The organism is Methanococcoides orientis (genome assembly GCF_021184045.1).
GTDB lineage: Archaea > Halobacteriota > Methanosarcinia > Methanosarcinales > Methanosarcinaceae > Methanococcoides > Methanococcoides orientis.
Window position 1 is genome coordinate 943,341 of sequence record NZ_CP073710.1, and the last position, 12,832, is coordinate 956,172.

Genomic DNA, 12,832 nt, shown 5'->3' on the forward strand with positions numbered 1-12,832 from the left:
TTATATATCAGATTACTTTCTATTAAATATTGGGAAATGTATGATCAAGCGGATACCAGTTTTAATCCACCAATTCCAACAGCAATCAGTCCGATAAAAAAGAGTCTGGTCACATTCATTGATTCATTGAAAAGGAATATTCCCAATACTGTTGTCCCGATGATCCCAATACCTGTCCAGACCGCATAGGCTGTTCCAACAGGCAATGTTCTCAAAGCTTTTTCCAATAGATACATGCTTAAAATTAAAGTAACTACTGTAAATACCACTGGATAAAACTTTGTTAAACCATCACTATATTTTAATCCAACTGCCCATCCGGTTTCAAATATTCCTGCAATTAGTAAGTATATCCATTCCATAATTTCTACCTTTTATAGTTTTTAATAATTATTAAAAGCTATTGATGTTGAACTTTTATTTATGCATTTTGCCAGAAAACACCACTATAATTTTGTGATATTCAAATAAGATAGTTACATCCTTGTAATTTCATATTCTTACTGATGCCTGTATATATCAAAAATAAAAAGTGACATGTCAGAGAAGTTAAAGTAGAGCTAAGACATTGATGATCATTTTCTTCTCTTGACAACAAAGAGAGCCATAACGATAGCTAACATTGCCTTCAACAACATGCTTCCATAACCTGCACCTTCTGAAGTTGCCAGATATAAACCCCATACAATTAGAATCAAAACAGCAAATGCAGAACATTTGATGATGCCAAAATTAAAAAAGAAAATATAAAATAGATGACAAAACAAGAATCTCTGGTTTATCAAATTACTGGATTATATCCCATGTGCTCAGACATGAATTTCATGACATCACTTGATTCCATTACAGGAAAGCTGTCGAAATAACAGATATCCCTCCAGGGGAACATAGCAGCAGCATAAGTTTCAGCGTTCTCTGCATCATATACGACAATATGTCGACAAGTGGATAGGTCTGCCCATTCACCGATGATCTTGATTCCTTCTGGATATTTCCAGTTTAAAAAACGGCTCCCTATTTCTTTATCGTCTTTTGGTTCCCATGTGATTATGTCCATAAACAACATTTCTTTAACACTCCCCTTTTACTCACTTATTTTTTATCGATTTAATTGATTACAGCCGAAACCCCCGGTTTACGACTAACCCAGATAAGAGAATTTCATTTCAGTACTCTCAAACCCATAAAGAAGATTTACATTATCACATATATTCTTTTTTATGTAAGATTTCTGTTAGCAAGCGTTAAAGTGAGAAGTAGAACAAAAATTATCAGATCCATATTTCGAAGCTATTTGAGATCTGCGAGAATCAGTGGAGCAGACCTATGATCTTACATTTATTATCTCAATTGAAATGAGATAGTTATGATCTGGTAATTGAAAAGATCATTAACATGCTTTATGCTGAATGGAAGAAAATAAGGTCCTCAAAGTATACGTTGCATTAGATGAAGAAGCCCGCAAAACCAAACGAACGTTTTATATAAAATTCATTGTACTTAGTCAATATAGACCGCAAATCAACCTCTTAAATTCATTATATCTTGAATAAAAATCGTATTGGGAACTTAAATGACAGTCGATGAAAATGTAAAGATGATCCTTAAGGAACTTGGAAGCATAAAACTTGTCTCCGTCACAAAGACGATAGACCCTGACAGGATAAATGAATCCATCAAAGCCGGAGCCACCATCATAGGAGAGAACAGAGTTCAGGAATTCGAGGACAAATGTGATGAGATCCTGCCCTGTGAAAGGCATCTAATAGGACATTTACAGACAAACAAGGTTAAAAAAGCCGTTCAGCACTTTGATGTGATCCAGTCGGTTGACTCACTGAAGTTGATACAGGACATTGATAAGAAAGCCAAAGACATTAACAAGGTACAGAAGGTTTTCCTACAGATAAATATTGGCAACGAGCCACAAAAATTCGGTTTTGGATCCGATGAGATCGATCAGGTGCTAACAGAGATCCATTCACTCAAAAATATTGATGTGAAAGGACTAATGTGCATACCCCCTTACGTATCACCTGAGCAAACACGTTCATATTTCAAGAAAATGAAAGCGCTTTTTGATGAGATAAAACAAGTAGATCAGAATAACATCGATATCCAGGAACTATCAATGGGAATGTCCAATGACTACAGGATCGCCATCGAGGAAGGGGCTACGATGGTACGTGTTGGTTCTGCAATATTCGGAAATCGTAAATACTGAAATACTAAAATTTAGCTTTCGATGCTTGAGCAAGGAAGATTACTGCTAAGTTTGATCTGAGATCTCTGAAAGAAACTAAAAACGAAATAGTAACTCTAAACTAAAAATTGAAAGGGAATTTTATTCCTTTATAAATTGGGAACAGGAACATACTTAGCATTTTCTGTGGCTATATTTCATTGGATGAGATATGGTTCACAGCCAAGTTCTTGTGATCTACAAACTAATTGAGATCATTAAATGTGCTGCACGATACCTTTTTAATAATCTCCTCCAAAATGAGGAATAATCCTGTGAACCTTTTTTTGGTACTCCCTGTATTCGTCACCAAACCGTGACAGCAGTCTTTTTTCCACATGCACCGAGCCCAGATATATGTATATTGTAGACAAAATGTATATGATAAGCAGATTGAAGGTCATAAAGGGAGTCAGCCAGATAATGATCAGACCTGAGAGCAGGAAGGGATCACGTATCCATCGGTAAATACCCCGAATATCCAGGGAACCTGCTTCAGGAGTATTTGGTAAAGATAACTGTCCACTGATCTTGAACCTATGGGGTGCATCCATCAACCCTCTGGCACCAATGATGGCACCTATCAATTGGCCGCCAACCATAAACCAGCGCCATGGAGAAGGTACTATGTAGAGGATAGGCCCCGGATTCTTGTATAGAAGGTAGATGAGTGGTAATATTGTTATCAATGCGATAAGGCTGTATACTGGCCTGAATAATGTTTCTACCCTGGAACCCAAAATTCGCATGATAAAACGTTTGAAAGGCAGACTTGCTAAAAAACTGTGAATAACTGCAAATGCTACCAGACAAAACACAAGGATAATTGTGGATGAGACCAAATCGAATAACCCCCTTATTCTTATTTGAATGATATTTATCTATTATTTATGGCTTGATATGACTTTCAGATCTTCCTGGTGCCAGTCGATTTTCGACATGCTCCCTCACCAGCATCCAAAAATATTACATTATATTTCCTTGATAAATATTAGAAGTTCACTTAATATAAATTAAACGATATAAAGCACCCTACATCACCGTCTTGAACAATAGTACCATCTCCTGAGCAAGCTCGGCAAGTACACAACCAAGAAGATCCTGCATCTGCATCAAGAAACTTGAAATATGGTCTCGGGTATTCTGTGGGAGTTGGTGATGTAGTAAGTGAAATAAATGAAAGAAACGGGTCTATGAGATCTATTTTACTCTCAATTTTTCATATTGGTAAGATGTATAAGTTTCTTACTATGAGCCACAATAGGTTAGATGGGGCTCTCTAAGGAGAGTTTGGATTATATGAAGTAAAGATAAAGCCAAAACTAAACGAAAATAAATCGTAAAAAAGTAAGTTGAAGGCAGTGATCAGGGATCGATTTGTCGACCTTATTGGACAACATCTCGTTGGGCGACCCTTTCCCCCGATGTTCTCCCCCATCTCAGGTCGACCTAAAGGATTTACAAATGCCATATAAACCTTGAAAGATTATGGGTTTTTATACCCAATGGCGTTCTACCTTCTGATTCACTGCCACGCCGTATCACTTATGATACGGTAATAGAGTATATGTTTTAAAACTACTAATTGCTTTTGATATACAATCGGGTAACAAAAAAGAAATTGAAAATTATAAAAGAAAACTAAAAAAGACAGGATCCATGACCTCAGTCTTTAAGAGCAGCAATAAGTAACTCACAGGCCTGACTTGAACCTGCTCAGCCCTTTTTCGTCTCCTAATCTGTATCTACAAGGAATTTCTTATAATTAAATCATATGGTTGTTTACAATTAATACATAGGATTTCTACAGAGCCAATTCACAAGGCCGATTAATACACCTAAAATTAACGACCGGTCGAAAAGCAATTTAACTTAAATACAACTCTATCCATCATTATATAGGGGAGTAAAACCGGATGCTACGAATAGCAGTAACAGGAAAGCCCGGCGTGGGGAAATCAACTGTAGTGTCAAAGATTGTGGAAAAACTTGACCTAAAAGCCTGCGGGATCCGGGCTTCAGAGATACGCGTGGAAGGCAAACGTCATGGTTTTTCGATAGAGGACATAGATACTGGCAGGAAAGGTATCCTGAGCCATGTCAAATGCACCGGCCCGAAGATGGGAAAATATCATGTGAACCTTGAAGACCTTGATGGTATCGGTGCAGAGGCGATCAGGGATGCCATTGGTTGTGATCTTGTAGTTATAGATGAGGTCGGACCCATGGAACTCAAGTCAGAGAACTTCGTCCGGGCTGTGGAGGAGATCCTTGATTCGGACAGGCCAATACTTGCTGTACTTCATAGATCGAGCAAACATCCGCTGGCGCAGAGGATAAGGGAGGAGTTCGAGGTTTTGACAGTTGATGAAGTCAATCGGGACGATCTGCCTGATAGGATTACCACGAGATTCCGGCAAGGCGTAGAAGAAGAAAAGAAAGATGGGAATTCATATTTTGGATGAGCATAGCCACCAAAAGGGGAGAACAACATGGGGAAGGAAAAGGCAGCATTCGACTATGAAGAGGAGAGAAGGAATTTCAATTGGGATGTTCCTGAAGATTACAATTTTGTTAATACCATAAAGGAATTGGCAACGGATAGAACAAAGTTGATGGCAGTTACCGAGCACCCGGACGGAAAGATAGAGAAAGCAACGTACTGTGAGGTATGGGACAATGCAATGAGATTTGGAAATGTCCTTCAGGGCTCAGGCATCCATAAAGGTGACCGGGTACTGGTAATACTTCCCAGGGGAACGGATATTTATGTTGCGAGTATCGGCATCTGGGCCATAGGTGGCGTTGTCGTTCCCGGTACGATCATGCTCAAAAGCAGGGATATAGACTACAGGATAATGGATGCCGGAGCAAAGGCTTTGATAACAGATGATCCGGCAGTTGCTGATGAGGTAGATGCAATAAAGGACAGAATCCCGGAAATCAACCTATTCTTTTCAGGTCAGAGAGAAGGATGGAGAAATTATGAAAAGGAGGTCTGTTCTGTATCCACAGACCTGAAGATCGAAACACTTGATGCAAGTGATCTTTTGACCATCAACTACACCTCCGGGACCACAGGTGCACCAAAGGGTGTATTGCATACCCATTCATTGATGTACTGTTTCGACAGGCTAAATCGATATTATTGGTGGAATACACTCTCCGATGAGCTATGCTGGACAACAACAGAGCCAGGTTGGGCAAAATGGTATTGGGGACCGTTCGGTGCTGTTCTAAATGCAGGAGCTACCAACTTTCATTACTCGGGAAGATTTGAGCCTGAAAAATGGTTTGAACTGCTTGATAAATGGAATATAAATAAGGCATGTTTTACCCCAACGGAACTCAGGGCCATGGCAACAATCGAAGATGCGGACCAGAGATTTGATCTGACGGAATTGAAGGTTATCTTAACTGCAGGTGAACCCTGTACCCCGGGAATCGTTAATTTCTTCGATGAAAAGTTCGGGGTATCTGTGAGAGAGGGATACGGACAAACAGAAACCTGTGTCATTGCCTGCACCCTGCCCGGAATGAAAATAAAGCCCGGGTCCATGGGCAGGTTCACACCCGGTGTAGAGGGAGCAATTGTCGATCCCGATACAGGTGAAAAGTTACCCTCAGGTGAAAAGGGAACAATCGCTGTCGAAAGGGATCATCCTATGCTTTTCAAAGGATATCACAACAAATCTGAAAAAACTGCAGAATGCTTCGTTGGAAACTGGTATCTGACCGGTGACCTTGCAATGCTGGATGAGGACGGATACATATGGTTCGAATCAAGGGCTGATGATATATGTATAAGCTCTGGCTACAGAATCGGTCCATTTGAAGTTGAAAGTGCGGTAAATTCCCATGAAGCGGTCCTTGAATCGGCGATGATCCCTAGTCCTGATCCAATAAGAGGAGAGGTTGTTAAGGTCTTTGTTGTCCTGAGGAAGGGATTCGAGCCATCTGAAGAACTTATTAAAGACATCCAGAAGCACGTGAAAAAGGTGACTGCTCCCTACAAATATCCAAGGGAGATCGAATTTTTAAGGGAACTGCCAAAGACCATCAGTGGCAAGATCAAGCGCAAAGAGCTCAGGGTCACTGAGTTCGAGACAAAAGTGGATGTAATCAAAAAGCTAAAGGAAAAGGGGCTGTGGCAAAGGGCTGATTGAAATAACAATCAAAAATGTGGTCTTTCGGTAAATATTATTATTCAGGAAAGAGAAAATACAACATGATGTCCTGTGATCTTGTGAATCAGGAGATATATAAGGGAGGGGTTGATACGGAAGATATTTTTCGATTTGCGGATGAGCTTGGACCGAGCAAGATCATCCATATATATGAACCATCTGTTGGATTGAAAGCTGTGCTGGTGGTGGATAATGTGGCGGCCGGACCTTCAATTGGAGGAGTACGCATAGCTCCGGATGTCAGCACAGAGGAGTGTTTCCGTCTGGCAAGGGCCATGACCCTTAAGAATGCAGCTGCAGGCCTTCCTTATGGAGGAGGAAAGGCTGTTGTCTATGCTGACCCGAAGATGGAACCTGAAAAAAAAGTCGAACTTCTAAGAGCCCTGGCCTGCTCATTGAGGGAGATAGAGGAATACATCTTTGCTCCTGACATGGGTACGGATGAGGACTGCATGGCCTGTGTAAAGGATGAGATCGGCAGGGTGGTCGGATTGCCCAGGGTCCTTGGAGGAATCCCTCTGGACGAGATAGGGGCTACCGGATGGGGACTCAGACATTCAACTGAAGTGGCCCTTGAGTTCTGTGACTTCAAGCTGGAAGGAGCCAGAGTCGTGGTACAGGGATTTGGAGCAGTGGGCAAGAACGCAGCACGCTTCCTTGTGGAAAAAGGAGCCGTTGTGGTTGCAGTGGCAGATTCCAGAGGTACTTTATATAACTCAGAAGGGGTCGACGTTGATGCGTTGATAGCTTTAAAAGACTCCGGAGGAAGCGTGGTCGATTATCCCGGAGGACAGAAACTCGAGCTCGATGCCGTCATAGATGTTGACTGTGATATATGGATCCCGGCAGCACGTCCGGATGTCCTTAATGAGGGGAATGTGCACCGCCTGAAAACAAAACTTGTTGTTGAAGGTGCCAACATACCAATAACTCCTGAAGCTGAGAAGTACCTGCATGAGAAAGGTATCCTGTGCGTTCCGGACTTCATTGCCAACGCAGGAGGAGTGATCTGCGCTGCCATGGAATATGAGGGAGCCAGCGAGTGTGCAGCACTTCAGGCCATAGAGGAGAAGATACGTCTCAATACCAGATTGGTGTTGACTGACTCAGCAAACAAAAATATACTTCCACGGGAGGCAGCTCTGGAGCTTGCCCTTGCAAGGGTCCACAAGGCTATGGGTTACAGACGATGGTCACTGTTCTCATCAGCTCCGGGATTCGTATAATAAAGGAGAATGGAGGGGAATTTAAGGAAGGAACTCATGTTTCTTCCAGTACTCATCCACCATCTCCTGAATACTTTTTAAGGCATCCTCCTGCCTTACCGGTTTGAAAAGATGTGAGAATCGTTCCTGCTCTTTAAGGTACTCTTCCACAGGCTTGAATCTCTTCGGGACATAAGTGTGTTCCACCTCACCATGGACAGACTCCTTTAATGGCCAGAGCCCTGTCTCAACTGAAAGCTTTGCAAGTCTGACAGATCGGGAGGGATCAAATCCCCATCCAGGCGGACAGGGTATGTGGGATATGAAGAGCTTTGGACCTTTGAACTGTTCTGCTTTTTTGAACTTGTTCATCAGGTCAACAGGATATGCCGGCGAAACAGTTGCAATGTATGGCGGTTTGTGACTGTTCCAGATGTCGAACAGGTTCTTCTTTTGAAGCTGTGAACCAACCGGTACCTCCTTTCCGGGAGGGGTTGTTCCTGTCCTTGAACCAAAAGGAGATGCTCCTGAATGCTGGAAACCGGTATTTCCGTATGCTTCATTATCATAACAGATGTAGTAGAAGTCCAGGTTGCGGTAAATTGCCCCGGATGTGGAGGAGAGTGCCATATCATATGCAGAACCATCACCGGAGAGGACGACCACCTTCAGGTTCTCTTCAGGGTCAAGCTTCCCTTTTTTGATCAGTATATCCAGAGCATCCCGAACACCCTGGGCTCCGGCAGGTGCACAGGCCATTGCTGTATAAAGCCAGGAATTCCTGAATGGTGAAAATGGATAGATGGTAAGAAGGGTAAAACATCCTGCTGCATTTACGATGATGATCTTATCACCCAGCGCCTTCAGGCAATACCTCAGTGTCAGGAGACCGCCACAGCCTGCACATGCAGCAGTCCCTGGCAGCATGTTCTCTTCAGGTGGCAGCTCCTTTATGGATATGATGGTTGATGTATCCATATCTTTATTCCTTCCCTGCGATCTCTTTCAGCTTTGTCATGCCTTCCAACTCACTTTCCGTATAGAGTAGAGAAGGAGGCTCAACAATTCCAGTATCCGATGCACTGATCATTTTCTCAAAGATGAACTCGAACTCTTCCTGGCTGATGTTCTTCCCCCCAAGCCCTCCAATGAAAGATAGCAAAAGAGGCTTGTCCACCTCATTGTACAAGCAACCTGCCATCTCTGAATAGATGATACCTCCCTTTCCTACGCTGATGTTTTGGTCGATGACAGCCACAGCTTTCTTTCCTTCCAATGCATTCTTTATTTCAGATTCCGGAAATGGTCTTAAGAACCTCGGCCTTAATAAGCCGACTTTTATTCCATTCTCCCGTGCCCTTTTCACGGCAGCTTTCCCAAGGGTGGAAAAGGAGTTTATCATTACAAGGACATATTCGGCATCTTCCAGCATATATTCATCAATGGTCCCGTATTTCCTGCCAAACTTCTTTTCGAAATCATCACATACTTCCTTGTAAACCTCAAGAGCATTCTGGCTTGCAAGGTGCATCTGGTACTTGAAATAGGAATAGAAATCCCCGCCAAGGACCGCTACTCCCTGGGCCATTGGCTTGGCTGCCCTGAAAAAGGCATGTTCCGGCCTGTATTCTGGCAAGAAACTCCTGACCTTCTCCATGTCAGGGATCTCAACAGCTTCCCTGGTAAATGAAAGGTAAAAACCGTCCATGTTAACCATCACCGGCAGGAGCACACGCTCATCCTCTGCCAGCCTGTATGCCATCAGGACAGAATCAAGTACCTCCTGACAGGTCTCACAATGGATCTGCAGGAATCCCGAATCCCGGACTGCCAGAATATCGTTATGGTCCGGACCCAGGGTGATTGGTGAGGATAAACCCCTCGATACGTTGACCATCACCAGAGGAACCCTCCACCCTGCCACTGTATATATCATCTCAAAACCATACAGCAGTCCCTGGCTGGACGTGGTCGTGAAGGTCCTGGCACCGGTAGCTGAAGCAGCCCCTGCGGCCGTGATCATGGAATGTTCCGAGTCCATGGTGACAAAACTCGCATCCATAGAACCATCGGAGATCCATTTTGCAATTGTCTCAATTATCTCTGTCTGGGGAGTTATAGGATAGGCCGGAATATAATCCACCTCTGCCAGTCGCACCCCCCAGGCAGCGGCACCGTTACCGGTAAGCATCTCTTTTCCCATTATCGATCCCCCTCTTCGGACCGGGAGTGAATCTCCCGAACTTTAGTGATAGCTTTTACCGGACATTCCTCGGCGCATACCAAACATCCCTTACAATTGTCATAATCCGCATATGGATAGCCGTCTTCGTTCAGCCGGATACAACCCTCAGGACACCTGGCAACACAGGTCATACACCTGGTGCAGATATCATAGTTCCAGACAGGTCTGAACACACGCCAGTTTCCTGTTTTCCTCAAGGGAGTATTACCGGTGGCATTTATGGCAGGACTGGATACACGGGCAATTTCAAAAGGTAGTGTGATAACATTATCTCTTTCCCTGATGGTCTCAGCAGTTTTTACCTGGACCGGTACTAAAGCATTGTAACAATGAAGTGCAGCATCTGTATTTTTCCCTAGAATTTCTCTGTCTGATATGATCCCGGATAGTTCCTTTTCCAGGGCACCCTTTAAAGCCCCCTCCCCAATACCAGCGATCCTGGAAGCAACACCAGCTGCAAGGCTGCTGAGGACGGGCTTTCCGATCATATCAAGACTTACCTTTGTGATATCCAGTGTGACCACATGGTCTTCGATCCCGTACTCTTCCTTTGTTTCAAGAGGACTAAGAGGTGTGTTTACAAAAACAATACCACCTATTTTAAGTCCTGATAATGGCATAGCCTGAGGATCCAACAGTAAGGTTTCGTCCATAACGATCACAATATCAGGATCTGAAACTAAGCCCCGCTCCATGATATCATCCCTGGATATACGAGTAAACGCAGTGATCGGTGCCCCTCTTCTCTCGGCACCATACAACGGGAAATCCTGAGCATTGTAACCATCCAGAAATGCAGCAGTACCGAGCACTCTGCTGGCAACCTTTGCTCCCTGGCCACCCCTGCCATGGAATCTCAATCTCAACATTTATACTCCCTAATATATTTAGGGGCTTTATGTGTATAAATATCCTCTCATTGTTTGTTTGATCTATAGTGGTTGATCAGATCAGGCAATTTTGTCAGGAATGAGAAACTATTTACTCAGGATAGTCATACGGAAAAAAAGCAGACCACTTACAAATTCCTTTACAGAAGGAAGAGATTAATATAGTAGAGGTTAATATTTTAAATGTTATAAATCTGTCAGGAGATACATCCATATCCCGACAGGTTGCAGCTGCATAATTTTCACATATATTTTGTATGGGGGTAAGTATGTGTCATCGGAACAAAATAATGATTCTTTAGACTATAAAGTAAAGATATTAGTAATTATTATTTTAATAATATTGGGAAGTTTGGCGACATGCCAGGGTCCATTTTTAGTTAGAGTTTTTTTCATAATAATGGCTTCAATATTCCCGGCCATGATGTATTGGCTCTTTATCAAGAACATGAAACATGGACATCTTGGTGTTTTCTTCAATAACCTTGACAAACTCGGACTTCTCGGGCATATGCGAATAAAAGTTAACGGCGATTGTAAAAAGGAGTTGGATCTGTCCCGTGAACGGCGTATCTATACATACCTCCACAAGTTCCAGGGAGTATATGGACCATTCACCGACGATCTGAGAGATGAGATCGATGAAAAAATTCAAAAGACACCTCAGCACCCAATACAATTTAATAGCAAACCTACCAAATTTTTTAAACCACAAACTTGCATCCCCATCTTCTTTGCAACTGTTCTAATCACAATCGGATGGGTTATCACCTTACCACCTATAGAAAATACATCTATTTTTACGGTACTTGAAAATATTTCCTTGAATCTTTGCACTTATCCTGTTAATGTTACTTTACCCACTGAGTTTCTTACAAATGCCAACAATACAGCATATCTCTTAAATCTGGGCCCTCTTACTCCTAACCAAACCCCGGTAAATTTTGCATTTCTGGGTGCATACCTATTCTCTGTTGTAATGCTGGTGCACCGATATCATCGCCGGGACCTCCGCGCCAGTGCATATGTAAGTGTGTCACTCCGGATAATATTGGCCATTATTTTAATATGGACTGTGCAAACGCTTGTAATTGTAATGGATATTGTAAATACTACGTGGTCCTTTGATCCAATTCATCTCATGGTAGCGGGATTCATTATTGGAGCTTTCCCACAGACCGGATGGCAGCTTATTGAGATGTTTGCAAAAAATATTTGTGGATTAGTCACTCCCACTTTTAAGACCCCGCTTCCACTAAAGGACATTGAAGGATTAACAATATGGAACGAAGCTCGCTTAGAAGAAGAAGATATTATGAATATCCCAAACATGGCCACAGCAGACATCGTCGACCTGATGCTTACAACACAGATATCCCCCGATCGGATCATAGACTGGGTCGACCAGGCGATTCTCTACACATGTATAGGGCCTGAGGACAAAAAAAGTTCATCACTGCGACAGGAACTCCGTTCTTATGGAATACGTACTGCAAGTTCCCTTATAGAAATTTACAAGGAAAGCGAGTCTTCTGATGAAACACTCGCACAAAAGCTACCAAAAATTGACCTGAGTAAGATCGATACACTTATAGTCACGATCAAAACCAACCCCAACATAAAACTGATCCAGACATGGAAAAAATACCCAATTAAATCACCAATTAAAGAAGCCTGTCAATCTGATGAAATGTAACTGCAGGATAGTAGCAATAATCCCAGAGGGGATTTTGCTCCCGGCTGAGGGGGTTTATTTTTAACTATATTTGACAGTTACAACAATAGAATTTTTTTCTTGTTTTTCATTTTGCCATAGGAAACTTATCCTATGGCTCTTGGCACTACAAAAGTCGTTGAGATTGGAGAAAACTTGAGTGGACTTACAATCGCTATCGCCGGCTTAGTGACGGTTTTTCTTACTACGATAGTGGTTAAGATCCTGCTGTGAAATGGTTAAGTATCTTTCCAGTTTCAATCTGATCAACGAAACGGTTGTTTCAATACGTTGATCTATAGATAAGTAAAGCAGGAGAAGATTGTTGCATTCTCCTGCTATGATTTTG

General features: G+C 42.5%; 11 protein-coding genes. 5 read left to right on the forward strand and 6 right to left on the reverse strand.

What is annotated here, in order from left to right; all coding sequences use genetic code 11:
• Window positions 1-44: 44 nt before the first annotated feature.
• Both J7W08_RS04705 and J7W08_RS04710 read right to left on the reverse strand, forming a co-directional pair.
• Window positions 45-362 carry a DMT family transporter gene (locus tag J7W08_RS04705; RefSeq protein WP_048193028.1) on the reverse strand — a complete coding sequence of 106 codons (318 nt, stop codon included), beginning with the start codon at window positions 360-362 and terminating at the stop codon, window positions 45-47.
• Window positions 363-781: 419 nt separating this feature from the next.
• Entirely contained in the window at window positions 782-1,057 is a 276-nt protein-coding gene (locus J7W08_RS04710; protein WP_233085482.1) for a DUF3303 domain-containing protein, read from the reverse strand.
• Between the two features lie 516 nt (window positions 1,058-1,573).
• Here J7W08_RS04710 and J7W08_RS04715 point away from each other — a divergent pair.
• Window positions 1,574-2,224, forward strand: a complete 651-nt coding sequence (locus J7W08_RS04715; RefSeq protein WP_233085483.1) for a YggS family pyridoxal phosphate-dependent enzyme — start codon at window positions 1,574-1,576, stop codon at window positions 2,222-2,224.
• A gap of 260 nt (window positions 2,225-2,484) precedes the next feature.
• Here J7W08_RS04715 and J7W08_RS04720 read toward each other — a convergent pair whose 3' ends face one another.
• Complete coding sequence (locus J7W08_RS04720) at window positions 2,485-3,084, reverse strand: methyltransferase family protein (protein WP_233085484.1); 600 nt, start codon at window positions 3,082-3,084, stop codon at window positions 2,485-2,487.
• Between the two features lie 1,074 nt (window positions 3,085-4,158).
• On the opposite strand from J7W08_RS04720, the gene J7W08_RS04725 reads away from it, so the two are divergent.
• The 3 genes from J7W08_RS04725 to J7W08_RS04735 are packed head-to-tail and all read left to right on the forward strand — an operon-like array spanning window position 4,159 to window position 7,655.
• A complete protein-coding gene (locus J7W08_RS04725; protein ID WP_233085485.1) occupies window positions 4,159-4,707 on the forward strand; it encodes an NTPase in 549 nt (182 codons plus the stop codon).
• A gap of 27 nt (window positions 4,708-4,734) precedes the next feature.
• On the forward strand, window positions 4,735-6,408 hold the full coding sequence (locus J7W08_RS04730; protein ID WP_233085486.1) for an acetate--CoA ligase: 1,674 nt from the start codon (window positions 4,735-4,737) through the stop codon (window positions 6,406-6,408).
• A 14-nt stretch (window positions 6,409-6,422) separates the two neighbouring features.
• The gene (locus J7W08_RS04735) at window positions 6,423-7,655 is read left to right on the forward strand and encodes a Glu/Leu/Phe/Val family dehydrogenase (protein WP_233085487.1); all 1,233 of its coding nucleotides are present in this window, start codon (window positions 6,423-6,425) and stop codon (window positions 7,653-7,655) included.
• A 21-nt stretch (window positions 7,656-7,676) separates the two neighbouring features.
• On the opposite strand, the gene J7W08_RS04740 is transcribed toward J7W08_RS04735, so the two are convergent.
• From J7W08_RS04740 to J7W08_RS12260, 3 genes are read right to left on the reverse strand one after another with little or no spacing between them, the layout of a single operon-like run.
• Window positions 7,677-8,612 (reverse strand): thiamine pyrophosphate-dependent enzyme, encoded by a 936-nt coding sequence (locus tag J7W08_RS04740; RefSeq protein ID WP_233085488.1) that lies wholly within the window; start codon window positions 8,610-8,612, stop codon window positions 7,677-7,679.
• A gap of 4 nt (window positions 8,613-8,616) precedes the next feature.
• Window positions 8,617-9,837 (reverse strand): hypothetical protein, encoded by a 1,221-nt coding sequence (locus J7W08_RS04745; protein ID WP_233085489.1) that lies wholly within the window; start codon window positions 9,835-9,837, stop codon window positions 8,617-8,619.
• Complete coding sequence (locus tag J7W08_RS12260) at window positions 9,837-10,748, reverse strand: 2-oxoacid:acceptor oxidoreductase family protein (RefSeq protein ID WP_310742510.1); 912 nt, start codon at window positions 10,746-10,748, stop codon at window positions 9,837-9,839. Before J7W08_RS12260 ends, J7W08_RS04745 begins: the two co-directional genes overlap by 1 nt.
• A 292-nt stretch (window positions 10,749-11,040) precedes the next feature.
• On the opposite strand from J7W08_RS12260, the gene J7W08_RS04760 reads away from it, so the two are divergent.
• Window positions 11,041-12,465, forward strand: coding sequence for a hypothetical protein (locus tag J7W08_RS04760; protein WP_233085490.1), 1,425 nt, complete (start codon window positions 11,041-11,043; stop codon window positions 12,463-12,465).
• Window positions 12,466-12,832 lie beyond the last annotated feature (367 nt).